Raw genomic sequence first — 22,668 nt, forward strand, 5'->3', positions numbered from 1 at the left:
CCTGGCGCTTACTGCACTGTCAACTTGTGGCGGGCGCCGCCCGCCCTCTTGGGCAAGCTCAGGTGCAAGACGCCGTTGTCGTAGCGCGCCTGCGCCTTGGCCTCGTCCACGTCCTGCGGCAGCGTGAAGCTGCGCGAGATCTGGCCGCTAACGCGTTCCCGGCACAGGCAGTTGTCCACTTCCTCGCTCTTTTCCTGCTTGAACTCGGCTGCCAGCGAGACCAGATTGCCGTCGATCGAGACCTTGATGTCCTCCTTGCTCAGCCCCGGCATGTCGGCGCTGACCGCGAACCCCTGCTCGCTCTCGACGACGTTGATGCGGATATGGGACGGCGCCGCGCCAGCGTCGGGACGGCGGCCGAGCGCGAAGTCGCGCACCAGGTCGTCGAAGTTGGAGAAGGGATCGAAGCGCGCGATATCGCGGATGGGATCGAAACGGGTTAAGCCAAATGCCATGATGAACCTCCATAGGTGGGTGGTGGCGGCGTCGGCCCCGACGCCGCCTAGCGCCACTATAGGCAGCGCCGGCACAAAATACCGTGTCGCGCATCAAGCGGGCAGCAGCGAAGGGCGCGCCAGCGCATGGGGGCAAGCCGGCAGACATCCATCAATGTCCTTGCGGAATTGATGATGATAATAAGTGTGACATCGGAAATTCAATCCAACCACCCGCGACCGGAGTCCGCCATGCCTAAAAAATACGATCCCAATCTGCTCTTCAACGCGCTGTTGGAGCGGCTGCGGCTCAAGAACGATGCCGCGCTGTCCCGCGCGCTGGAAGTCGGTCCCCCGCTGATCAGCAAGGTTCGCCGCGCCAAGCTGCCGCTGAGTTCATCGTTTCTCATTCGTATCCACGAGGTGAGCGGCCTGGAGATCGGCGAGTTGCGCAAGCTGATGGGGGAACGCCGCGCCAAGGTGCGGGTCTCGGAGGCTGCCGGCATGCGGCGTGGCGCCGACCGCCAGTGACGGCATGGCCATCACGGCGCGGCGCCCGGCGCCGTGTCCGGACCGGTGGCGCGCCGCGGGGAGGAAACTGGTGCCGTCACAAGGAATCGAACCCCGGACCCGCTGCTTACATGGCAGCCGCTCTACCAACTGAGCTATGACGGCGCGTGACGACTGGCATCCCGCAGTATCGCGGCCCCTGCTGTCCGATGAAGCGGCGCCGGGTGCGCGATGACTCAACGATACCGCGATCGGCGGGCCGCCTTTTGCTCAAAGTCACACCGGCCGCGCCCTCGCCGCCGGCTCCTACAGCTTCGGGTCCAGCCGGCGATGGAGGAACTCCCGCGCGCGCCAAAGCCGGCTGCGCACCGTGCCGACCGGGCAGTGCAGGCGCGCCGCGATGGCGGCGTAACTGAGCCCCTCCTCGCTGCGCAAGGCCATCACCCGCGCCAGATTGTCCGGCAGCTCGCCGACCGCCTGCGACAGCAATTGCAGCATCTGCTTATCGATCAGCGCCCGTTCCGGCCCGCTGCAGGTTTCCGCGCCGTCCGGCCGCAAGCCGCGCAGGGCATCCTCGGGATACTCGGCCACGCTCAGCACGATCCGCCGCTCCTTGCTGCCGCTGGCCCTGCGGGCCGTGTTCAAGGCGATCCGGAACAGCCAGGTGTAGAAGGAGCACTCCCCGCGAAAGGCCGGCAGCGAACGCAGCACCCGGATGAAGGTCTCCTGCACCAGGTCCTCGGCCAGTTCGTCGTGGCGCACCAGCCTGTGGACCATGCGGAACACCCTGCGGTGATATTTCTTGAACAGCAGGTCGAAGGCGCGCATGTCGCCTGCCATCACGTCGCTGACCAGCACAAGATCCCTGATGCGCTCGTCGCTCAACTCCTTGTTGCTCATACCCGCTCCCGTCCATGGCCATGCCACCGCGGCTGCCGGCGGACGACACCGGGACGCTGGCGACAGTGACGGCCACTGTAAAACACTCCCGGTAAAAAAAGACTGCGCTGCATCAGTTGCGCCGGTGCCGGCGCCCGCCGCGGGGAAATCGCCGCGTTCTTGACGCACGACAGGAACGCGGGCACAGCGGCCGCGCCGGCGGCGTACATTGGCCATTCATCCGAGGCGCCTGGCGCCTCGTCCACAACCTACGCAGGAGTTCCACATGTCCCAATTCCTTCACCTCAGTCCCACCGTGCCGCCCCGCCGCAACGAGCTTGGCGCGCAGCTGGCCCGCTTCGAAACGCTGTGCCGCGAGAGCCTGGACGCCAGCGCCAAGTTGAGCAAGTTGAATCTGCGTTGCGGGCGCGACCTGCTGCAGCAGAGCCTGCCGTGGATGCAGCACTGGCTGCGCGCGGACAGTCCGGCGCAGCGCCGCGCGTTCGCCGCCGGGCAGCACGCCCCGGACCCGTCGGCGCTGACGGCTTACATGTCGGCCGCCGGCGCCGTCTCGGCCGAATGGCTGGCGGCCTACCGCACATGGATCGAGGCAACACTGAGCAATAGCGGCGAACAGTGGCTGCGCGCGCTGAACGCGCCCAACGAGCGCCTGGGCAGCTGGAGCGCCCAGGCGCTGAGCGCGATGCGCCAGGTCATGCCGGCCGCCGGCAACGGCGCGGCGGCCATCAACGGCGCGGCCGGCAATGGCGCCGCGCCGGCGGGAGCCGGCGCCGCCAGATCGCATCCGCTGGTCGTGGCCTGAGCGCCAGCCGACGCGGCGTCGACGGGCGGGCGCCTAGCCGGTCGCCAGCGCGCGCTCTATCCCCGCGCTGAGGCGCTCGGCCATGTCGTCGATCGTGTAGCCGTCCGCGCTGGCCCGCGCCGCCCTGGCCAGCGCCGCCATCTGCGCGGGGGCGCGCAACGCCGCGATGATGGCGCCGGCATAACTGTCGAGGTCGTTGGCGGTCATCACGCCGTTCACGCCGGACTCCAGATAGGCGATCTCGGGCGAATGCATGCCGCAGTCTGTGGTGAACATCGGCTTGCCGCTGCAAAACGAATCGAGGATGCCCAGCCCGACCAGTCCCGGATTGAGGATCAGGTCCGACACCCCGAGTGCCAGCGCCTTGTCGCGCCCGTGCAGCGTGCCCAGCGCGCGTATCCAGCCGTGCTCGGCGGCGGCGGCGTCGATCAGCGGCTGTTCCGGCCCGGCGCCCACGACCAGCAACTGGAAGCCGGGGACGCTGCGCCGCACGGCCTGCGCCGCGGCCAGCAGGAAGTCCAGCCGCTTCTCCTGGTACAGGGAGCCGAGGAACAGCCCCACCGGCCCCGGCTCCAGTCCCAGCCTGGCGCGCCAGGCGTCGATCTGCTGCTGATCGACGCCGCGGCACAGCGCCACCAGGTCCGCGGTGTCGACCGCGTTGCGCACCACGGTCGTGCGTTCGGCCGGAAAGCCGGCGGCGGCGATCAGGCGGGCGCTCAGGTCGGTGTACGCGTACCACCAGTCGGCCCGGCCGATGCTCCAGCGCTTGAAGCGCTCCTTCCAGCCCTGCGGACGGGTCGACTGCAAGTTGGCGCCATGGCCCCAGAACGCCAGGCGCCGCGGGCGGCGCACCAGCATCAGCCACAGGTTGTAGAGGATCTTGTTCTCGTGCATGACAATGACCAGGTCGGCCGCCCGCGCGTAGCGGCCATACGGCTGCCAGCACACGCGCCATCCGAGAAAATAGCGGGTCGGGATCGACACGCTCCAGCTCAGGAAATCCTCGTTGCGCTTGAGCTTTTCGGCCGGCGTGCCCTCGCCCACCAGCAGCTGCAGCGCCACGCCGCGCTCGGCCAGGCGCGCGCGCAGCCGTTCGTAGAAGCCGACCCGGTAATGCAGCAACTGGCGCTCGACGATCAGCACCCGCGGCGACGAGCGGTAGCCGTCCGGCCTGGCCTCGCGCATCTGCCGCCGCTGCGCCGCGCGCAGGCAGGCCTGGCGCAGGCCGTCGGCGGCGCGCGCGAAGGTGTAGTCCGCCACCAGCTCGCGGCCCCTGGCGCCGAAGCGCTGGCGCAGCGCCGGGTCCTCCAGCAGCTGCTGCGCGCGCTCGGCCCACAGCTCGAGCCGCAGCGGGCACACATAGCCGTTCTCGCCGTCGCGCACCAGCTCGCCCGCGGCGCCCGCGTGCGGCGACACCAGCACCGGCAGGCCGGCGGCGCAGGCCTCGTTGATGACCACGCCCCACGGATCCCAGCGGGTCGGGCAGACGAACACGCGGGCGTCGCGGTAGCGCGCCGGCAGCGCATCCTGCTGCAGGAAGCCGGTGAAGCAGGCGTCGACCAGCCCGGGAAACAGCGCCGCGGTCGCCTGCAGGGACGGCATCAGGCTGCCGCTGCCGACAAACAGGATGCGCACCCGCCGGCGCAGGCGGCGCGCCAGCGCCAACGCCAGCGCCAGCGCGAAGCCGGGATCCTTGACCGCTTCGATGCGGCCGCAGAACAGCAGGTCGAACGCCGGTTCGGGCCGGGGCCCGGCAAAGGCGGCGTTGTCGACGCACAGGCAGGACGTGAAGCGCTGCGCGTGCGACGCGCCGTAGCGGTCGTACAGCGCCTGGCCGCCGGCGCTGGCGGCAACGAAGGCGTCGCTGCGCGCCAGCATGTAGCGGCGCACCAGCCGGTGCAGCGCCCCCAGGCCGCGCTCCGAGTCGTCGGTGCCGTCGGTCATCGGGACATGGGCGATGCGATGCCGGCGCGCGTAGGCGAACGCCAGCAGATGGGTCGGATTGTAGCCGTCCGTGACCACCACGTCCGGGGCACCGGCGCGCAGCGCGTCCAGCACGTCCGGGTTGCAGTGGATATAGCGCCCGCGCCAGGTCAGGAAGCGCGGCCGCAGCACGGTCAGTGGGCAGTCGGGCGGCGGGCAGTCCCACAAACGGTTCGGCTCATTCTTCACGCAGCAGATGACGTGGAGCTGGATATCGGGCAGCGCGGCCAGCGCCGAGAACACCGGCGTGCGGTACGGCGCCAGGCTATTGGTAACGATGGCGATCTTCAACATACGATCCTTTCGGTGAGGTGCACAGCAACGGGAAGATGACGCCATTTAATACGCTGGCGCGCGGCGCCGGTTGCTTACTGTCACAAGGCGACGCGATCGCGCCGCGCCGCAACGGTAGTGCACGGCTTGCTCAATGTCGGGCGCCGGGGTGACATTCGACAAAGTCCCGCCAGGCCCGCGCCTTAATCTAGCTCAAACACCACACCGGGGAACTCTCATGCCAGCCTATCCGCGGCGCCAGCTACGGCGCATCCTGCTGCTCGCCATCGTGCCGGGAACGCTGGCGCTGGGCGCCTGCGCCACGCGCGGCGACGCGCCGAACGGCCCGACCGCGGTGCTGATCACGCCCGCGCTGATCGACGCCCAGCGGCAGCAGCAACAACGGCTCAAGCAGGACATCACGCCGCTGACGATGGCGCCGCCGCCGTACGCGATCGGCGCCGCCGACATCCTGTCGATCGTGGTCTGGGGTCATCCCGAGCTGGCCAGCGCGGTGCTCAACACGCCGACCCCGGTGCTGGCCGGCGTCGAGCAGGCCACCGCCGCCGCGCCGGCCCAGGGCTTCGTGGTCAGCGACGACGGCTTCATCCAGTTCCCGTACGCCGGCGACGTGCCGGTGGCCGGCCTGAGCGCGGCGCAGGCGCGCGACCTGCTGGCGCAACGCCTGGCGCCGATGTTCAACCAGCCGCGCGTGACGCTGCGGGTGCTGGCCTTCCGCAGCCAGCGGATCTATGTCGACGGCGAGGTCAAGGCGCCCGGCGTGCAGCCGATCAACGATGTCGCGATGACGCTGACCGAGGCGATCAACCGCGCCGGCGGCGTCACGCCGGCCGGCGACCAGAGCCAGCTGACGCTGCTGCGCCAGGGCCAGCGCTACCGCATCAACCTGCCGGCGCTGATCCAGCAGGGCATCGACCCGTCGCGCATCACGCTGCGCCACGGCGACATCCTGCGGGTGCAGCCGCTCGACGAAAGCAAGGTGTTCGTCAGCGGCGAGGTGGTGGCGCCGCGCGCGCTGACCATGCACAACGGCCGGCTGTCGCTGAACGAGGCGATCGGCGAGGCCGGCGGCATCAACCCGCTGACCGGCGACGCCCGGCGCGTGTTTGTCGTGCGCCGCAGCGGCGGCACCGACGAGCTGTACCAGCTGGACGCGCGCGACACCGGCGCGCTGGCCATGGCCGAGGCGTTCGAGCTGCGCCCGCGCGACCTGGTGTACATCGACGCGACCGGGCTGGCCAGCTGGCACCGGACGCTGAGCCTGTTGATTCCCGGCGCGCTGACCTCGGCCGTCAGCGCCGGCAAGCAATGACCCCAACCGCGAGCCCATCATGAACCATCCCCTCCCCACCGCGCCGCACAGCCTGCAGGGCGCGCAGCCGCCGCAACCGGCCCACCTGCGGGCGGCCGCGCCGCTGCCCCACCACGAAGAAGAGATCGAGCTGGCCAGCTATCTGTATCTGCTGAGCGACCGGCGCTGGCGCATCGCCGCCATCGTGTCGCTGTGCACGCTGGTGGGCGCGCTGTACGCGCTGCTGGCCGCGCCGGTGTACGAGGCGACCATGCTGATCCACGTGGAGGAAGGCCAGCCGAACAACAACACCAAGAACATGATCGGCGAGATCTCCGCCATGTTCGACGTCAAGGCCGCGGCGATCTCCGAGATGGAGCTGATCCGCTCGCGCATGGTGATCGCCAAGTCGGTCGACGCCCTCGGCCTGTACATCGACGCCGCGCCGCGCTATTTCCCGCTGATCGGCGCCGCGCTGGCGCGCCAGCGCCAGACGCTGTCGCAACCGGGCCTGTTCGGCTACGGCGGCTACGCCTGGGGCGCGGAGGCGATCGACGTGGCCGACTTCTTCGTGCCGGAGCCGCTGCAGAGCCTGCCGTTCACGGTGACCGCCGGCGCCGCCGGCCGCTACCGGCTGCAACTGCAAAGCCGCGCCATCGACGTCGCCGGCCAGGTCGGCCAGCCGCTGGCGCTGGCGCTGCCCGAGGGCCGGATCACGCTGCGCATCAAGCGCCTGGACGGCTTGCCGGGCGCGCAGTTCCGCCTGCGCTACCTGCCCAAGCTGGCCGCGATCGAACAGGTGCAAAAGGCGATGCTCGTGGCCGAGATCGGCAAGCAGTCCGGCCTGATCAGCGTCACCATGAGCGGCCCGGACGCCAAGGCCACGTTCGACACGCTGACCGAGATCGGCCTCGAATACGCGCGCCAGAACGTCACCCGCAAGCTGGAGGAGGCGGAGAAGTCGCTGGCCTTCCTGGAAAAGCAGCTGCCCGACATCAAGCAGCGGCTGGACGAGTCCGAGGCCGAGTTCTACCGCTTCCGCAACCAGAGCGGCACCATCGACCTGTCCGAGGAAAGCAAGATCAGCCTGCAGCAACTGGCCGCCCACAAGGCCCGCCTGCTCGAGCTGCAGCAAAAGCGCGAGGAACTGCTGGCCAGCTTCACGCCGGCGCATCCGGCGGTGCAGGCGGTCGAGCACCAGCTGGCCGCGCTGGCGCGCGAAGTGGCCAGCGGCAGCGCCCACATCCGCCAGCTGCCGATGCTGGAACAGGAACTGCTCAAGCGCAGCCGCGAGGTCAAGGTCAACACCGAGCTGTACAGCGCGCTGCAGAACTCGGCGCAGCAGCTGCGCCTGGTCAAGGCGGGCAAGGTCAGCAACGTGCGCGTCATCGACCTGCCGATGCTGCCGGAAAAACCGACCCGGCCGCAGCGCGGCGCCATCCTCGGCATGGCGCTGGGCACCGGGCTGGCGCTGGCGCTGGCGGCGGTGGCGTTCGAGCGGCTGCTCAACAAGGGCATCCAGTCGCCGCGCCAGATCGAGCAACTGCTGGGCGCGCGCGTGGTGTACGCCAACGTGCCGCACAGCCCGGCGCAAACGCGGCTGCGGCGCCAGGCCGACAAGGCCGGCGCCGGCACCGGCTGGCCGCTGCTGGCCACCTGCGCGCCGGGCGACCCGGCGGTCGACGGCCTGCGCTGCCTGCGCGCCGCGCTGCAGGTGACGCTGCCGCGCAGCCGCAACAATATCGTCCAGCTGTGCGGCGCCACGCCCGGCCTGGGCAAGTCCTTCCTGTGCGCCAATTTCGCCGCCGTGCTGGCCTCCAGCGGCAAGCGCGTGCTGCTGATCGACGCCGACCTGCGCGCCGGCCAGCTGCACCGCTATTTCGACCTGGAGCGCGACGCCGGGCTGAGCGAGGTGATCGGCGGATCGCTGGCGCTGGCGGCCGCGATCCGCGCCACCGCGGTGGACCGGCTCGACCTGCTGAGCACAGGGGCGCTGCCGCCCAACCCGTCGGAATTCCTGCTGCACCCCGATCTGGCCGCGCTGCTGCTGGCCGCGTCGGCCCGCTACGACTGCGTGCTGATCGACGCGCCGCCGCTGTTGACGGTGTCGGACGCGCTGGTGCTGGGCACCCACGCCGGCACCGTGTTCCTGGTGGCGCGCGCCGGCGTGTCGACCGACAGCGACCTGAACGATTCGATCAACCGCCTGAACCAGGCCGGCGTCGCGCCCCATGGCGTGATCTTCAACGACATGACCGTGCGCGGCCGCCTGCCGGCGCCCGCCGCCGATCTGCCGCGCCTGTCCCACCAATCCTGACACCGTTACCCCGAGGTCCGCCATGCCCGACTCGTCCGCCCCGATCGCCCCGCCGCCCCCCCCGGCCGGCCTGCGCCAATGCAGCTGGCGCGGCCAGGTGCCCGCCTGGGTCGGGCCGGCGCTGGAACGGCTGTACGGCAACCTGTTCGCCACGCTGGCGCAGTTCCGGTTCAGCCGCGACCTGGCGCAGGCCCACACCTACGCGACCTTCGAGGGCAGCGAGCTGCGGACCCTGCTGGTGTTCAGCCTGCACCGCGGCGTGGCGCAGGTGTTCAACGAGGTGGTGTGCCTGGACAGCGCCGAGATCGAGGCCTTCGCCGACTATGTGTTCACCCACTTCCGCGGCGCCCGCGTGGTGTCGCTGCGCGCGGTCCATGTGGCGCGCGGCCACTGGCGCCATCCGCGCCAGCAGTACGACTACCTGGAGGACACCTGGATCGCGCTGCCGGCCACGGTGGCCGCCTACACCGACAGCCTGGGCAAGAACACCCGGCGCAACCTGCGGCGCTACCAGCAGAGCCTGCGCGACGAGGCGCCCGGCTTCCAGTTCACGGTCGCCGAGCGCGGCGCGGCCAGCCCGGCCGGGATCGACGCCATCATCGCGCTCAACCATGCGCGCATGGCCGGCAAGAACAAGCGCTCGGCGCTGGACGCGCGCCAGGGCGCGCAGCTGCGGCAACTGGCGGCCGCCTGCGGCCTGGTCGGCACCATCACCATCGACGGCCGGGTCTGCGCCGGCGCCATCAGCTACCGCGTCGGCGACAATTATTTCCTGATGGTGCTGGCGCACGACCCCGAGTACAACCGCCACAGCCTGGGCTTCCTGTGCTGCTACCTGACCATCTGCGCCTGCATCGAGCGCGGCGGCAAGGAATTCCACTTCCTGTGGGGCCGCTACGACTACAAGCGCCACTTCCTCGGCCAGCAGCGCGCGCTCGACCAGCTGCTGCTGTACCGCACGCCGCTGACGGTGCTGCGCCACCCTGGCCTGGCGCTGCGCACCTGGGGCGCCGCGCTGCGCCGGCGCGCGCTGCTGCGGCTGCAGCTGGCCGCGCGCAGCGACCACCCGGCCGCGCGCGCCGCGCTGCGCTGCCTGGCCGCGTGGCGGCGCCTGCGCGGCCGGGCCTGAGCCACCACCACCATCCCCAGACAAAGGAGTCCCCATGTTCATCGACAGCCGCCAACTGCCCCCCGACAGCGCCGTCCACACCACCGTCTGCGTGATCGGCGCCGGACCCGCCGGCATCACGCTGGCGCTGGAACTGGCCGGCCACGGCATCGACGTCTGCCTGCTGGAAAGCGGCGGCATGGCGCCGGACGACGCCACGCGCGACCTGTACCGCGGCGCCAGCGTCGGCCTGCCCTACCACTACGCCGACGGCTGCCGCAGCCGCTACCTGGGCGGCAGCAGCAACTGCTGGGGCGGATGGTGCCGGCCGCTCGACCCGTGGGACTTCGAGGCGCGCCCGTGGATACCGCACAGCGGCTGGCCGTTCGGCGCCGCCGAGCTGGCGCCGTACTATCTGCGCGCGCACGCGGTGCTCAAGCTGGGGCCGCACAACTTCGACCCGGACTGGTGGCAGCGCGCCATCGGCCGCGACGACGTGCGCCGGCTGCCGCTGCCGAGCGGCCAGGTGCGCGACACCATCTCCCAGTTCAGCCCGCCGGTGCGCTTCGGCCGCCTGTACCGCCGCGACCTGGAGGCGGCGCGCCAGCTGCGGGTCTACCTGTGGGCCAACACCATCAACCTGGCCACCGACCACGCCGGCGCCGAGGTGGGCCGCGTCGACGCCTGCACGCTGTGCGGACGCCGCCTGCGGGTGCACGCCAGGCTGTATGTGCTGGCGGCCGGCGGCATCGAGAACGCCCGCCTGCTGCTGGCGTCGAACCGCACGCAGCCGGCCGGCCTGGGCAATGGCAACGACCTGGTCGGCCGCTACTTCATGGACCACCCGCGCATGCAGTCGGGCAAGGTGGTGTTCGCGCGCGCATGGTCGCGCAACAAGCTGTACGACATCAAATACCACTACATGAACTCGGCGGTGGCGGCGCGCGGCAACCACATCGCCGCCCAGCTGAGCCTGACCGGCGAGACGCTGGCGCGCGAGCGCCTGCTCAACGCGCGGGTCTGGTTCTGCTCGCAGTTTCCCGGCGAGGGCAGCCCGGCCGCGCAGGCGCTGTTCCGCTACAAGCAGGCCACGCTGCAGAAGGACCAGCCGGGCTGGCAGCCGCTGCGCGACGCCGCCACCATGCTGCGCCACCCGCTCGACACGCTGGGCTACGGCGCCACGCGGCTGATGCAGCCGCGCTGGCTGGTGCGCGGCGTGAAGTTCCAGATCATCGTCGAACCGGCGCCCGATCCGGCCAGCCGGGTGACGCTGTCGCCCACCGAGCGCGACCAGCTCGGCATGCCGCGGGTGCAGGTGGACTGGCGGCTGGGCACGCTGGTCCAGCGCACCTTCGACCGCACGCTGGCGCTGATCGGCGCCGAGCTCGAACTGGGCGGCGCGGCCGCGGTGACGCTCGATCCGCCGCTCGAGGGCGGCGCCTGGCCGCCCGGCCTGGAGCGCGAGGGCACCTGGCACCACATGGGCACCACCCGCATGCACGACTCGCCGCGCGCCGGCGTGGTCGACCGCCACTGCCGCGTGCACGGCATCGGCAACCTGTACGTGGCGGGCAGCTCGGTGTTTCCCACCGCCGGCGCCAACTTCCCGACCATCACGCTGACCGCGCTGGCGCTGCGCCTGGCCGACCATCTGCACCAGCGGCTGCTGCGGCCCGAGGTCCTGGCCGCCCACGCCAGCGGAGCGCCGGCATGAGCCCGACCAGCGGCCAGTGGGCGCGCCATCCGGACCGGCTGGCGGTGGCGCTGCGCCTGGGCGACCTGGCCTTGCTGGCCGCCGGCGCGCTGGCGCTGGTGCTGCTGCCCCGCCTGGGCTTGTACGAACTGGACGATGTGCGCGCGCGCTGGCCGCTGGTGGGCCGGCTGGTGCTGGCCAGCGCCGCCACGCTGGCCCTGGCCGTGCTGTTCGGCGCGCTCAGCGGCGGCCTCGGCGCGCTGTCGCGCCTGTGGCTGGCGCTGTGGTGGGCGCTGGCCGCGACCACGCTGTGCGCCTGGCACCTGGGCATGCAGGCGCTGCTGCGGCGGGCCTGGCGCGCCGGCCAGGCCCGCATCCGGGTGCTGGTCATCGGCGACGCCGCCGCGGACGAGCTGTGCCGTCGGGTGCGCCAGGGCGGCGACGGCCGCTACCAGATCCAGGCGCTGTGCCATCCCCGCCGCGCCGGCCGCCCGGTGCCGCCCGGGATCGACCGGGTGGCCCATCCGCGCCTGGTGCCGGGCTACGTGGCGCGCTACCCGGTCGAGCAGATCTGGCTGGCGCTGCCGCTGAGCGACGGGCGCGACGTGGTCACCCTGCAGCACCTGCTGCGCAACACGCTGGTCGACATCCGCTGGCTGCAGGACACCCGCGACCTGCAGATCCTCAGCCAGCACAGCCAGACGCTGTTCGGCTTTCCGGTGCTCGACCTCAACTGCCTGTGCCCCGGCCATTGGCAGCTGATCGAAAAATACCTGTTCGACAAGGCGGTGGCGCTGGCCGCGCTGCTGGCGCTGGCGCCGCTGATGCTGCTGATCGCCGCCGCCATCAAGCTCGACTCGCCGGGGCCGGTGCTGTTCGTGCAGCCGCGCGTCGGCCTGAACGGGCGCCAATTCAACGTCTACAAGTTCCGCTCCATGTGGACCGGGCAGGACGGCGACGCCCAGGCCACGCGCGCCGATCCGCGCGTGACGGCAATCGGGCGCCTGCTGCGGCGCACCAGCCTGGACGAGCTGCCGCAGTTCCTCAACGTGCTGCGCGGCGAGATGTCGGTGGTCGGGCCGCGGCCGCACGCGCTGCCGCACACCGAGCAGTACCGCAAGCTGCTCGACGTCTACATGGTGCGCCACCGCGCCAAGCCCGGCATCACCGGCTGGGCCCAGATCAACGGCGCGCGCGGCGAGACCGACACGCCCGACAAGATGATGCGGCGGGTGCAGCTGGACCTGTACTACATCCAGCACTGGTCGCTCTGGATGGACCTGCGCATCGTGCTGTGGACGGCCGTCAAGGGCTGGACCGGCGACCACGTGTACTGACCGCGCGCCCGCGCGCCCACCAAGGAGAACCAGATGAATGACACCCCCGCCCTGCTGCATCCCCCCCTGGCGCCGTCCAAGCCGCTGTCGGCCCGGGTGGCGCTGATCACCGGCATCACCGGCCAGGATGGCGCCTACCTGGCCGAGCTGTTGCTGGCCAAGGGCTACCAGGTGCACGGCCTGCGGCGCCGCAGCTCGCTGCCCAACACCGGCCGCATCGACCACCTGCTGCGCGCGGCCGGCGGCCGCCTGTTCCTGCACGACGGCGACCTGACCGACGGCGCCGCGCTGACGCGGGTGCTGGCGGCGCTGCGCCCCGACGAGGTCTACAACCTGGCCGCGCAAAGCCACGTCGGCGTCTCGTTCGACGCGCCCGAGTACACGGCGCAGGCCGACGCGCTCGGGCCGCTGCGCCTGCTCGAGGCGATCCGCACGCTGGGCCTGGCGTCGCAGACCCGCTACTACCAGGCCTCCACCTCCGAGCTGTACGGCGCCACGCTGGCCGTGCCGCAATCGGAGCGCACGCCGTTCGCGCCGTGCAGCCCGTACGCGGTCGCCAAGCTGTACGCGTACTGGATCACCGTCAACTACCGCCAGGCCTACGGCATCTACGCGTGCAACGGCATCCTGTTCAACCACGAGTCGCCGCGCCGCGGCGAGGACTTCGTCACCCGCAAGATCACGCTGGCGCTGGCGCGCATCGCCTGCGGCACGCAGGACTGCCTGGAACTGGGCAACCTGGACGCGCTGCGCGACTGGGGCCACGCGCGCGACTATGTCGAGATGCAGTGGCTGATGCTGCAGCAGCGCCAGGCCGACGACTTCGTCATCGCCACCGGACGCCAGCACAGCGTGCGCCATTTCGTCGACTGCGCCGCCGCCGAGCTGGGCATCGCGCTGCGCTGGCACGGCGCCGGCCCCGGCGAGCACGCCACGGTGGCCAGCGTGCGCGCCGGCGCGCCGGCCGCGCGCCACTGCCGCGCCGGCCAGACCGTGGTGCGGGTCAGCCCGGCGCTGTTCCGCCCGGCCGAGGTGCCGACGCTGCTGGGCGACGCCGGCAAGGCGGCCCGCCTGCTGGGCTGGCAGCCGCGCCACAGCTTCGAGCAGCTGGTGCGGGAAATGATGCGCAGCGACCTGGCGCTGGTCCAGTCCCAGCCGAACACGGGCGGCGCGCTGCCCGTCCCCTCCGCCGTTCCCGCCCCCTAAGGAGCCGTCATGCACTACGCCAACCCGCATACAAGGATCTTCGTCGCCGGCCACAACGGCCTGGTCGGCTCAGCGCTGGTGCGCGCGCTGCGCCGGCGCGGCTACGCCAACCTGGTGACCAGGGAGCGCGACCAGCTTGACCTGACCGACCAGCAGCAGGTGCGCCACTTCCTGCGCAACGAACGCATCGACGAGATCTACCTGGCCGCCGCCACCGTCGGCGGCATCCACGCCAACCACAGCTATCCGGGCGAATTCATCCATTCGAACCTGGCCATCGAGACCAACCTGATCCACGAGGCCTGGCGCCACGGCATCCAGCGGCTGCTGTTCCTGGGCTCGTCGTGCATCTACCCGCGGCTGGCGCCGCAGCCGATGCCGGAATCGGCGTTGCTGCAGGGCCCGCTGGAACCGACCAACGAACCCTACGCCATCGCCAAGATCGCCGGCATCAAGCTGTGCGAGAGCTACAACCGCCAGTACGGCACCCGCTACCGCAGCGTCATGCCGACCAATCTGTACGGCCCGGGCGACAACTACCACAGCGAGAACAGCCACGTGATCCCGGGCCTGATGCAGCGCTTCCACGCGGCCCGGCTGTCCGGCGCGCCGTCGGTCACGGTCTGGGGCAGCGGCGCCGCCGCGCGCGAATTCCTGTATGTCGACGACCTGGCCGCGGCCTGCCTGCATGTGATGGCGCTGAGCGAGGACGTGTATCGCAGCGCCACCGAGCCGACCGTGTCGCACATCAATATCGGCTGCGGCGAGGACATCACCATCGCCGCGCTGGCGCGGCTGATCGCCCGCACCGTGGGCTACAGCGGCGACATCGTGTTCGACGCCAGCAAGCCCGACGGCACGCCGCGCAAGCTGCTCGACGTCAGCCGCATCAACCGGCTGGGCTGGCGCGCCAGCACCCCGCTCGAACGCGGCCTGCAGGAAACCTACCACGCGTTCCAGCGCGCGCTGGCCAGCAGCCGGCGCGACGCCCGCGCGCGCGCGCTGGACGCCCACTCGGCGGGCCAGCGCCTGCTGTACGGCAGCGCCGCCAACCCGGGGCACGCCTACGCCAACATGCAGGCGCCGTTTTGATGGCCGGCCACGCCTCCCCGCTGGCGCCGGCCGTCCCGGCCACCGCGCGCCAGGGCCGGGCGCTGGGCCGGGCCCTGCTCCTGAGCCTGGCGAACCAGGGGGTCGCCAGCGGCGGCAATTTCGCGCTCAACCTGTACCTGGCGCGCGCCATGGCGCTCGAGCAGTTCGGCCTGTACGGCCTGTGCTACGGCGCCTGCATGCTCTACATCGGCGTCGGCAACGCCGTGCTGCTGACCCAGATGACGGTGGCGATGCCCGAGCGCGCCGGCGCCGCGCAGGCGGCGTTCGCCGGCCGCGTGCTGTGCGGCGTGCTGCTGATGGGGGCGGCGCTGCTGGCGCTGGCGCTGGCGGCGGCGCTGGCGCTGGCCGCGCTGCGGGTGCCGCACTGGCAGCTCGTGCCGCTGAGCGCGCTGGCGGCGGCGGCCATGCTGGGCGCCGAGTTCTTTGTCAGCCACGCCTACCTGCGGCGGCGCGAGCGCGCGGCCCTGCTGGTGAACTGCCTGACCATCGCCACGCTGGGCGCCGGCATCGGCGCGCAGGCGCTGCTGGGCGCGGCGCCCGGCGCCGGCGCCGCGCTGCTGTGGTACGCGCTGGGCGCGGCGCTGGCCAGCGCGGCCGCGTACGCCAGCCATCCGCTGGCGCTGCGCCACGCGCGCGCGGCGCTGCGCGACGAATGGCTGGCGGCGTGGCGCCACGGCCGCTGGGCGCTGGGCGGCGTCGGCGTGACCTGGCTGCAGGCGCAGAGCGCCACCTATGCGCTGGCGCTGGTGCTGGGGCCGGCCGGCGCGGGCCTGGCCAATGTCGGCCGCCTGTTCATCTCGCCGTTCTCGTTCCTGCTGCCGGCCATCAACAAGGTGGCGCTGCCGCGCCTGGCCGCGCTGCGCGCCAGCGCGCCGCGGCGCATGCGGCAACTGGCCGGCCGCCTGACGCTGGCGCTGGTGCTGCTGGCGCTGGCCTACGCGGCGCTGCTGCTGCTGTCGCTGGACCGGCTGGCGCCGCTGGTGCTGGGCCAGCGGCTGCCGCAACTGGCGCCGATGGTGACGCTGTGGTGCCTGGTGCTGGTGGCCCAGCTGGCGCGCAGCGGCGGCGCCCAGCTGATGCAGATGCAACTGCGCTTCCGCACCCTGACGCTGCTCAACCTGCCCAGCGCCGCCGTCTCGATCGGCGCCGCGCTGGTGCTGATGCACTACTTCGCGCACGCCGGCGCGGTGGCCGGCCAGCTGGCCGGCGAGCTGGTGTTCGCGATCCTGATCTGGAAGGAGATCCGCCATGCCGGCCACGCCGCCTAGTCCGCCATCGGTGGACGTCTGCATCGCCACCTACCGCCGCCCGGCCATGCTGGCCGCCCTGCTGGCCGCGCTGGCCGGCCAGCGCCCCGGCACGCTTGCGCCGCGCGTGATCGTCATCGACAACGACCGCGACGGCAGCGCCCGGCCCGTGGTCGAGCAGGCGCGCGCGGCCGGCGGCCCGCCGCTGCTCTACCAGATCGAACCGGTGCAGAATATCGCGCTGGCGCGCAACCGCGCGCTGGCGCTGTGCCGCGCCGAGTTCATCGCCTTCATCGACGACGACGAGACGCCGTGTCCGGGGTGGCTGGCGGCGCTGCTCGAGTGCGCCGGCCGCTACCAGGCCGACGTCGTGTTCGGCCCGGTGCACAGCGTGCTGCCGCCGCACGCGCCGGCCTGGACGACCGCCTGCTTCCGCAAGGCGTCGCTGCCCACCGGCGCGCCGGTGCGCGTCGGCGGCGCCGGCAACGTCCTGCTGCGGCGCGCCGCGCTGGCAGCCGGCGACGGCTTCGACCCGGCCTTCGGGCTGACCGGCGGCGAAGACACCGACTGGTTCCACCGGCTGCACCTGCGGGGCCGGCGCCTGGTCTGGTGCGCCGAGGCCGAGGTCAGCGAGCCGGTCGCCGAGCTGCGCCTGCAGCCGCGCTGGCTGCGCCGGCGCGCCTTCCGCAGCGGCCAGACCTACTACCGGGTGTTTGTGCGGCGCTACCGGGCCGGCGCCAGCGTGCTGTGGTTTTCCACCAAGCTGCTGCAGCTGCTGGGCGGGCTGGCGCTGGCGCCGCTGCTGCGCGTGGCCAGCTACCCGGCCTACATGGCCCTGACCCTGCGCCTGGCCGGCGCCGCCGGCCAGCTCTCGCGCTGCCTGGGCGCCGCCGACTTCGAGGAGTATCATGCACGCCACCATCGATAGCCCGGCGCCGCGGCGCCACCCGGACCGCCTCAAGGCACTGCCGCTGCTGGTGCTGCTGGCCAGCTCCGGCCTGCCGATCAACTACACGCTCGGCCCCAGCCGCACCATGCTGGTGGCCGACGTGGCCGACATGACCCAGGCCGCCGCCTCCAGCGCCAACACGCTCAGTTCACCCGCCAACCTGCTGATGCTCGGCGGCCTGTACGCGTGCTCGGCCGGCATGCTGCTGGGCCGTCCGCGCAGCGTCGCCCTGGTGCTGGGGCGCAACTGGCCGCTGCTGCTGCTGATGCTGCTGCTGGCCGCCAGCGCCGGCTGGACCTATCTGCCGGAAAAGGTGGCGCTCAACGTGGTGCACAACCTGGGCGTGATCATGATCGCGCTGGCGGCCGCGCTGCACTACCGCCACCAGCCGGAGCGGCTGCCGCGCGACATCGGCCTGGTGCTGGGCGCGAACATGGCGCTGCAGGTGGCCGCCGTGCTGCTGGTGCCGATGTGGGCGATCGACTGGCAGGCCCGCTGGCAGGGCCTGACCGTGCACCCGAACACGCTCGGCGCGCTGGGCTTCACCACCTTCTGGGCCAACGCCAGCGCGCTGGCGGTCAACGGCCAGGCGCGCAGCCGCGTCGGCCGGCTGCACCTGGCCGGCTGCGCGCTGGCCGTCACGGCCATGGCCGGGGCCGACAGCGTGACCTCGAAGATGAGCGCGGCGGCCTCGCTGCTGCTGGTGCTGGCGATGCGCCGCCTGGCGCGGCGCCACGCCGGGCGCCGCCTGTACTTCGGCCTCGTGCTGGGCGGCGCGGTCGGCTTCCTGCTGTACCGGCTGATCGGCAGCGCGATCGACCTGGGCTGGTTGTTCGCGCTGCTTGGCCGCGACAGCAAGCTCACCGGGCGCGACGACGTCTGGCGCGACGCCTACCAGGCGATCGGCGCGCACCCGCTGCTGGGATGGGGCTTCGACGACCATGCGTACCTGATCGCCTCGGCCGGCATGCCCTATTCCAGCTACCACAACGGGCTGCTCGACCTGGCCGTCAACGGCGGCATCGTCGCCGTGCTGCTGCTGGCGCTGGTGTTCCTCAACTGGGCGCTGCGGCACCTGCGGCGCGACCTGCTGGCCGCGCGCTGCGCGCCGTTCTCGCTGGCCTTCGTGCTGCCGTACATGCTGCACAATATGACCGAGGCTTCCTACGTCTCGCCGCGCGGGCAGATGTGGGTGCTGTTCCTGGCGCTGCTGTTTGTCGGCGCCTGCAGACTGCCGCCCACCGGGGAACGCCATGGCGCCGCTTGAACCGGGCCGCTACCGCGCCGACATCGACGGCCTGCGCGCGCTGGCGGTGCTGGCCGTCATGGCCTTCCACCTGTCGCCCGCCGCGCTGCCGGGCGGCTTTGCCGGGGTCGACGTGTTCTTCGTCATCTCCGGCTTCCTGATCACCGGCGTCATCACGCAGGCGCTGCAGCGGGGCGAGTTCAGCCTGGCGCGCTTCTACCAGCGCCGCATCGTGCGCATCCTGCCCGCCTACGCGCTGGTGTCGGCGGTGACGCTGGCGGCGGCCAGCTATCTGATGACGCCCAACGACTACCTGTTCTACACCACCTCGCTGGCGACCTCGTGGGGCTTCGTGTCCAACCTGTTCTTCTCCATGCTGAGCTGGGGATACTTCGGCCAGCGCACCGAGGAGTTTCCGCTGCTGCACACCTGGTCGCTCGGGGTCGAGGAGCAGTTCTACTTCCTGTACCCGCTGCTGCTGCCCTGGCTGTGGCGCCGCGCGCCGCGCCTGCTGGTGCCGCTGCTGGCGCTGCTGGCCGCGCTGGGCCTGGCGCTGTCGGAATGGCGCACCGGCGTGGTCGGCAGCTACTTCCTGCTGCCCTACCGCGCCCACGAACTGCTGGCCGGGGCGCTGACCGCGTGGCTGGTGGCGCGCGCCGCCCCGCCATCGCGCGCGCGGGCGACGCTGTGCGCGCTGGGCGGCGCCGCGCTGGCGCTGGGGGCGGCGCTGTGGCTCAACCGCGGCACGCCCTTCCCCGGCCTGCGCTCGCTCTACCCCTGCCTGGGGGCGGCGCTGCTGCTGTACGCCGGCGCGCGCGACAACCCGGTCAGCGCGCTGCTGCGTCACCGCTGGCTGGTGCGCATCGGCCTGATGTCGTACTCGCTGTACCTGTGGCACTGGCCGGTGCTGTCCTTCCTGCGCTACCGCCGCGTCGAGCTGAGCGGCGCGTCCGCTGTCGCCGCCGTGGCCGCCATGTTCGCGCTGGCCTGGCTGTCCTGGCGCTACGTCGAACTGCCGGCGCGGCGGCGGCCGGCGCCGTTCAGGCGGGGCCTGCTGCGCTATTACGCGGCGCCGGCCGCGGTGTTCCTGCTGGTCGGACTGGTGTCGTACGGCACCGAGGGGTTGCCGCAGCGCTTTTCGGCCGACGCCCGCGAGCTGCTGTCGAGCTACTCGTTCGAACGCGACCTGGGCGGCGACTGCGCGCAGCGCGCCGGCGAATACCATGGCGTCAGCCTGGCCCACCTGGAGCGCCGCTGCGCCTTCGGCGCCGACGGTGCCGCCGCGCCCAGCGTGCTGCTGTACGGCGACTCGCACGCCCACCATTTCAAGCCCTTCGTCGACCTGCTGGCGCGCCGGGCGGCGCTGCGGGCGGTGTACTTCGTCGAAGGCAGTTGCGATCCGCTCGACCTGCCGCCGGCGCCACCGGCACCGGCCAGCGGCTGCCAGCGCCGCAACGCCGACCTGCTGCGGCTGGCGCCGCGGTTCCGCTACGTGGTGGTGGCCGGCCGCTGGCAATACAAGGGCGAGGAAGCGCTGTTTGCCGCGCGCCTGCGCACGGTGGCGCGGCAGGTCACGGCCGCCGGCGCCACGCTGGTGGTGTTCAAGGACAACCCCTCGGTGCAACGCGACCTGTCGCGCTGTGTATTGTTCCGCAAGCGGGGCTGGATCCCGGCCGGCAGCGACTGCGACATGAGCGCGGCCGAAGTGCGCGACGAACAGGGCTCGATGGACGGCGTCATCGACGCGCTGCAGGCGCAGCAGCCGGCGCTGCAGGTGATCGATCCCAAGCGCGCGTCCTGCGACGCCGTCCGCTGCCTGACCGCGATCGGCAACACCGCCTTGTACAAGGACGCCAATCACCTCAACACCCGGGCCGCCGCCCTGCTGGGCATGCGCTACATGACGATGGTCGGCAACCCGCTGGCGCCTGCCATCACCCACGCGGGCGCTGCGGCGCCGGCCTCGCCATGAACGGGCCGCCGCCAAACCGCCAGGCCGGCGGCCGGCCGCTGCGCGTGCTGGTGGTGCACAACCGCTATCAGCAGCGCGGCGGCGAGGACGTGGTGGTGGCGGCCGAAACCGCCCTGCTGCGCGCCAACGGCGTGGAGGTGAGCTCGTACCAGCGCGACAACGGCGAGCTGACGGGATTGTCGCCATGGGCCAGCGCGGCGGCCGCGCTGGCGACGGTGTGGTCGGCGCGCGCCGCGCGCGACATCGCCGCCCTGTGCGCGCAGCAGCGGCCGGACCTGATCCACTTCCACAACACCTACCCGCTGATCTCGGCGGCGCCCTACTGGACGGCGGCGCGGCGCGCGATCCCGGTGGTGCAGACGCTGCACAATTTCCGCCTGCTGTGTCCGCAGGCGATGCTGCTGCGCCAGGGGCGCTCCTGCCAGGAGTGCGTCGGCCGCGTGCCATGGCGGGCGGTGCTCCACGGCTGCTACCACGGATCGGCGCTGCGCTCGGGCGTGGCGGCGGCGGCGCTGTCCACGCACCGGCTGCTGGGCAGCTACCGGCGCCGGGTCGGCGCCTACATCGCCCTGAGCCGCTTCAGCCGCGAACTGTTCATCGCCGGCGGCCTGCCCGCCGCGCGGCTGCACGTCAAGCCCAACTTCGTCGGCGACAGCGGCGCGCCGCCCGCCGGCCCGCGCGACGGCGGCCTGTTCGTCGGCCGCCTGTCGGAGGAAAAAGGCGTCGCCGTGCTGCTGGCCGCCATGACGCGGCTGGGCGCGGGACGGTCCCGGCTGACGCTGGTTGGCGACGGCCCGATGGCCCCGCTGGTGCGCGCGCAGGCGCCGGCCCAGTGGCTGGGCGCGCTGCCGCCCGAACGGGTGCGGCTGCAGATGCGGCGCAGCCTGTTCCTGGTCGCGCCCAGCACCTGCCTGGAGACGTTCGGCCTGGCGGTGATCGAGGCGTTCGCCTGCGGGCTGGCGGTGATCGGCAGCGCCCACGGCGGCGTCGGCGAACTGATCGAGGATGGCGTCACGGGATTGCTGGTGGCGCCCGGCGACGCCGGCGACCTGGCGCGCAAGATCGGCTGGGCGCTGGACCATCCGCAGGCGATGGCCGCCATGGGCCTGGCGGCGCGCGCGCGCTATCTGCAGCACTACACGCCGCAACGCAACTTCCAGCAACTGCTGGCCATCTACCACACCCTGCTTCCCACCCAACCAGGAGAACCGCATGCCTTCCGACCGCCAGATCGTACTGAAGAGTCCTATTGATGTCATCGACTGGGGCCAGGCGCTGGCCAGGTTGCTCGATTGGGGAGCGCGCCGCGAAAGCCGCTACGCGTGCATGTGCAATGTGCACTCGGTGGTCACCGCCGCGCGCGATCCGGCATTTGGCAGCGTCATCGGCAACGCCGACATGACCACGCCGGACGGCGCGCCGGTCGCGTGGGCGCTGCGCCATTTCCGCGGCACGCCGCAACAGCGCATCAACGGCCCGGACCTGATGTGGCGCCTGCTCGGCGAGGCCGAGCGCAGCGGGCTGTCGGTGTTTCTGTACGGCGCCAGCGACGCCACGCTGACGGCGCTGCAGGCGGCGATGCGGCGCCAATTTCCGCGGTTGCGCATCGCCGGGGCGATCGCGCCGCCGTACCGGCGCCTGACCGAGGACGAGGACGATCTCGATGTCGGGCTGATCAACGCCAGCGGCGCCAACCTGGTGTTCGTCGGCCTGGGCTGCCCCAAGCAGGAGTACTGGATGGCCGCGCATTGCGGCCGCGTGCAGGCGCCCATGATCGGCGTCGGCGCGGCCTTCGACTACCATGCCGGCACGCTGCGCCGGGCGCCGCCATGGTGGCAGCATCACGGCCTGGAGTGGTTGTACCGCCTCGGGCACGAGCCGCGCAGGCTGGCCGGCCGCTACCTTGTCACCAACACGCTGTTCGTGTGCGGTCTGTTGCGCCAGATGCTGGCGACGCGGCGGCAACGGCAATGAACGCCGCCACGCCGCCGCCAGCCGCGCCATACGACCCCGCCCGCCTGCTCGACGCACTGCTGGAGCGGCTGCATTTGAAGAACGACGCCGCGCTCTCGCGGCTGCTGGAAATCGAGGCGCCGACGATCAGCAAGATCCGTCACCGCCGCGTCAACATCGGCGCGACGCTGCTGTTGCGCATGCATGAGGTCAGCGATCTCAGCATCGAAGAGCTGCGATCGCTGATGGGAGACCGGCGGGAGCGGCTGCGCCCGTCGGCCAGGAAGTGGCAAGGGGCCGGCCCGCGCTGAGG

Annotated in this window: 19 protein-coding genes and 1 tRNA gene; 16 read left to right on the forward strand and 4 right to left on the reverse strand. The window is 72.0% G+C overall.

What is annotated here, in order from left to right:
- Window positions 1–8 precede the first annotated feature (8 nt).
- Complete coding sequence (locus tag ACUJB0_RS03805) at window positions 9–455, reverse strand: Hsp20/alpha crystallin family protein (protein WP_444844073.1); 447 nt, start codon at window positions 453–455, stop codon at window positions 9–11.
- A gap of 231 nt (window positions 456–686) precedes the next feature.
- Here ACUJB0_RS03805 and ACUJB0_RS03810 point away from each other — a divergent pair, with 231 nt between their 5' ends.
- Window positions 687–965 (forward strand): hypothetical protein, encoded by a 279-nt coding sequence (locus ACUJB0_RS03810; protein ID WP_444844074.1) that lies wholly within the window; start codon window positions 687–689, stop codon window positions 963–965.
- A gap of 68 nt (window positions 966–1,033) precedes the next feature.
- On the opposite strand, the gene ACUJB0_RS03815 is transcribed toward ACUJB0_RS03810, so the two are convergent.
- Window positions 1,034–1,109, reverse strand: a tRNA-Thr gene (locus tag ACUJB0_RS03815).
- Window positions 1,110–1,250: 141 nt separating this feature from the next.
- On the reverse strand, window positions 1,251–1,844 hold the full coding sequence (locus ACUJB0_RS03820; RefSeq protein WP_444844075.1) for a sigma-70 family RNA polymerase sigma factor: 594 nt from the start codon (window positions 1,842–1,844) through the stop codon (window positions 1,251–1,253).
- Window positions 1,845–2,109: 265 nt separating this feature from the next.
- Here ACUJB0_RS03820 and ACUJB0_RS03825 point away from each other — a divergent pair, with 265 nt between their 5' ends.
- Entirely contained in the window at window positions 2,110–2,646 is a 537-nt protein-coding gene (locus ACUJB0_RS03825; protein ID WP_444844076.1) for a hypothetical protein, read from the forward strand.
- Window positions 2,647–2,679: 33 nt separating this feature from the next.
- Here the strand turns inward: ACUJB0_RS03825 and ACUJB0_RS03830 are convergent, their stop codons facing one another.
- The gene (locus ACUJB0_RS03830) at window positions 2,680–4,923 is read right to left on the reverse strand and encodes a glycosyltransferase family 4 protein (protein ID WP_444844077.1); all 2,244 of its coding nucleotides are present in this window, start codon (window positions 4,921–4,923) and stop codon (window positions 2,680–2,682) included.
- Between the two features lie 217 nt (window positions 4,924–5,140).
- On the opposite strand from ACUJB0_RS03830, the gene ACUJB0_RS03835 reads away from it, so the two are divergent.
- Genes ACUJB0_RS03835 through ACUJB0_RS03900 form a run of 14 tightly spaced genes read left to right on the forward strand, consistent with a single transcriptional unit; the run spans window position 5,141 to window position 22,666 of the window.
- Complete coding sequence (locus ACUJB0_RS03835; protein ID WP_444844078.1) at window positions 5,141–6,235, forward strand: polysaccharide biosynthesis/export family protein; 1,095 nt, start codon at window positions 5,141–5,143, stop codon at window positions 6,233–6,235.
- 19 nt (window positions 6,236–6,254) lie between these two features.
- Window positions 6,255–8,531, forward strand: a complete 2,277-nt coding sequence (locus tag ACUJB0_RS03840; protein ID WP_444844079.1) for a polysaccharide biosynthesis tyrosine autokinase — start codon at window positions 6,255–6,257, stop codon at window positions 8,529–8,531.
- A gap of 22 nt (window positions 8,532–8,553) precedes the next feature.
- Window positions 8,554–9,660, forward strand: coding sequence for a GNAT family N-acetyltransferase (locus tag ACUJB0_RS03845; RefSeq protein ID WP_444844080.1), 1,107 nt, complete (start codon window positions 8,554–8,556; stop codon window positions 9,658–9,660).
- A 34-nt stretch (window positions 9,661–9,694) separates the two neighbouring features.
- Entirely contained in the window at window positions 9,695–11,353 is a 1,659-nt protein-coding gene (locus ACUJB0_RS03850; RefSeq protein ID WP_444844081.1) for an FAD-dependent oxidoreductase, read from the forward strand.
- Window positions 11,350–12,669 carry an undecaprenyl-phosphate glucose phosphotransferase gene (locus tag ACUJB0_RS03855; protein ID WP_444844082.1) on the forward strand — a complete coding sequence of 440 codons (1,320 nt, stop codon included), beginning with the start codon at window positions 11,350–11,352 and terminating at the stop codon, window positions 12,667–12,669. The genes ACUJB0_RS03850 and ACUJB0_RS03855 overlap by 4 nt, the downstream gene beginning before the upstream one ends.
- A 33-nt stretch (window positions 12,670–12,702) precedes the next feature.
- On the forward strand, window positions 12,703–13,875 hold the full coding sequence (gmd, locus tag ACUJB0_RS03860) for a GDP-mannose 4,6-dehydratase (RefSeq protein ID WP_444844083.1): 1,173 nt from the start codon (window positions 12,703–12,705) through the stop codon (window positions 13,873–13,875).
- A 9-nt stretch (window positions 13,876–13,884) separates the two neighbouring features.
- Window positions 13,885–14,967, forward strand: a complete 1,083-nt coding sequence (locus ACUJB0_RS03865) for a GDP-L-fucose synthase family protein (protein ID WP_444844084.1) — start codon at window positions 13,885–13,887, stop codon at window positions 14,965–14,967.
- Window positions 14,967–16,256 (forward strand): lipopolysaccharide biosynthesis protein, encoded by a 1,290-nt coding sequence (locus ACUJB0_RS03870; RefSeq protein WP_444844085.1) that lies wholly within the window; start codon window positions 14,967–14,969, stop codon window positions 16,254–16,256. The genes ACUJB0_RS03865 and ACUJB0_RS03870 overlap by 1 nt, the downstream gene beginning before the upstream one ends.
- Window positions 16,237–17,163: a glycosyltransferase family 2 protein gene (locus ACUJB0_RS03875; RefSeq protein WP_444844086.1), complete on the forward strand. Its 927-nt coding sequence runs from the start codon at window positions 16,237–16,239 to the stop codon at window positions 17,161–17,163. Before ACUJB0_RS03870 ends, ACUJB0_RS03875 begins: the two co-directional genes overlap by 20 nt.
- On the forward strand, window positions 17,144–18,451 hold the full coding sequence (locus tag ACUJB0_RS03880) for an O-antigen ligase family protein (RefSeq protein ID WP_444844087.1): 1,308 nt from the start codon (window positions 17,144–17,146) through the stop codon (window positions 18,449–18,451). The genes ACUJB0_RS03875 and ACUJB0_RS03880 overlap by 20 nt, the downstream gene beginning before the upstream one ends.
- Window positions 18,438–20,402 (forward strand): acyltransferase family protein, encoded by a 1,965-nt coding sequence (locus tag ACUJB0_RS03885; RefSeq protein ID WP_444844088.1) that lies wholly within the window; start codon window positions 18,438–18,440, stop codon window positions 20,400–20,402. The genes ACUJB0_RS03880 and ACUJB0_RS03885 overlap by 14 nt, the downstream gene beginning before the upstream one ends.
- Complete coding sequence (locus ACUJB0_RS03890; RefSeq protein WP_444844089.1) at window positions 20,399–21,655, forward strand: glycosyltransferase family 4 protein; 1,257 nt, start codon at window positions 20,399–20,401, stop codon at window positions 21,653–21,655. Before ACUJB0_RS03885 ends, ACUJB0_RS03890 begins: the two co-directional genes overlap by 4 nt.
- The gene (locus tag ACUJB0_RS03895) at window positions 21,615–22,376 is read left to right on the forward strand and encodes a WecB/TagA/CpsF family glycosyltransferase (RefSeq protein ID WP_444844090.1); all 762 of its coding nucleotides are present in this window, start codon (window positions 21,615–21,617) and stop codon (window positions 22,374–22,376) included. Before ACUJB0_RS03890 ends, ACUJB0_RS03895 begins: the two co-directional genes overlap by 41 nt.
- Window positions 22,373–22,666 (forward strand): hypothetical protein, encoded by a 294-nt coding sequence (locus ACUJB0_RS03900; RefSeq protein WP_444844091.1) that lies wholly within the window; start codon window positions 22,373–22,375, stop codon window positions 22,664–22,666. The genes ACUJB0_RS03895 and ACUJB0_RS03900 overlap by 4 nt, the downstream gene beginning before the upstream one ends.
- The last annotated feature ends 2 nt before the right edge of the window (window positions 22,667–22,668 follow it).

This window comes from Duganella caerulea (genome assembly GCF_040362985.1).
Lineage (GTDB): Bacteria > Pseudomonadota > Gammaproteobacteria > Burkholderiales > Burkholderiaceae_D > Rugamonas > Rugamonas vulcania.

Excerpts from the sequence above, each read along its gene's own strand:
- ACUJB0_RS03855 (WP_444844082.1), top strand. The coding sequence starts at position 11,350 with ATGAGCCCGACCAGCGGCCAGTGGGCGCGCCATCCGGACCGGCTGGCG.
- ACUJB0_RS03885 (WP_444844088.1), top strand. The coding sequence starts at position 18,438 with ATGGCGCCGCTTGAACCGGGCCGCTACCGCGCCGACATCGACGGCCTG.
- ACUJB0_RS03845 (WP_444844080.1), top strand. The coding sequence starts at position 8,554 with ATGCCCGACTCGTCCGCCCCGATCGCCCCGCCGCCCCCCCCGGCCGGC.
- ACUJB0_RS03850 (WP_444844081.1), top strand. The coding sequence starts at position 9,695 with ATGTTCATCGACAGCCGCCAACTGCCCCCCGACAGCGCCGTCCACACC.
- gmd (WP_444844083.1), top strand. The coding sequence starts at position 12,703 with ATGAATGACACCCCCGCCCTGCTGCATCCCCCCCTGGCGCCGTCCAAG.
- ACUJB0_RS03830 (WP_444844077.1), bottom strand. The coding sequence starts at position 4,923 with ATGTTGAAGATCGCCATCGTTACCAATAGCCTGGCGCCGTACCGCACG.
- ACUJB0_RS03865 (WP_444844084.1), top strand. The coding sequence starts at position 13,885 with ATGCACTACGCCAACCCGCATACAAGGATCTTCGTCGCCGGCCACAAC.
- ACUJB0_RS03820 (WP_444844075.1), bottom strand. The coding sequence starts at position 1,844 with ATGAGCAACAAGGAGTTGAGCGACGAGCGCATCAGGGATCTTGTGCTG.
- ACUJB0_RS03870 (WP_444844085.1), top strand. The coding sequence starts at position 14,967 with ATGGCCGGCCACGCCTCCCCGCTGGCGCCGGCCGTCCCGGCCACCGCG.
- ACUJB0_RS03900 (WP_444844091.1), top strand. The coding sequence starts at position 22,373 with ATGAACGCCGCCACGCCGCCGCCAGCCGCGCCATACGACCCCGCCCGC.
- ACUJB0_RS03805 (WP_444844073.1), bottom strand. The coding sequence starts at position 455 with ATGGCATTTGGCTTAACCCGTTTCGATCCCATCCGCGATATCGCGCGC.
- ACUJB0_RS03810 (WP_444844074.1), top strand. The coding sequence starts at position 687 with ATGCCTAAAAAATACGATCCCAATCTGCTCTTCAACGCGCTGTTGGAG.
- ACUJB0_RS03875 (WP_444844086.1), top strand. The coding sequence starts at position 16,237 with ATGCCGGCCACGCCGCCTAGTCCGCCATCGGTGGACGTCTGCATCGCC.
- ACUJB0_RS03895 (WP_444844090.1), top strand. The coding sequence starts at position 21,615 with ATGCCTTCCGACCGCCAGATCGTACTGAAGAGTCCTATTGATGTCATC.
- ACUJB0_RS03880 (WP_444844087.1), top strand. The coding sequence starts at position 17,144 with ATGCACGCCACCATCGATAGCCCGGCGCCGCGGCGCCACCCGGACCGC.
- ACUJB0_RS03840 (WP_444844079.1), top strand. The coding sequence starts at position 6,255 with ATGAACCATCCCCTCCCCACCGCGCCGCACAGCCTGCAGGGCGCGCAG.
- ACUJB0_RS03835 (WP_444844078.1), top strand. The coding sequence starts at position 5,141 with ATGCCAGCCTATCCGCGGCGCCAGCTACGGCGCATCCTGCTGCTCGCC.
- ACUJB0_RS03825 (WP_444844076.1), top strand. The coding sequence starts at position 2,110 with ATGTCCCAATTCCTTCACCTCAGTCCCACCGTGCCGCCCCGCCGCAAC.
- ACUJB0_RS03890 (WP_444844089.1), top strand. The coding sequence starts at position 20,399 with ATGAACGGGCCGCCGCCAAACCGCCAGGCCGGCGGCCGGCCGCTGCGC.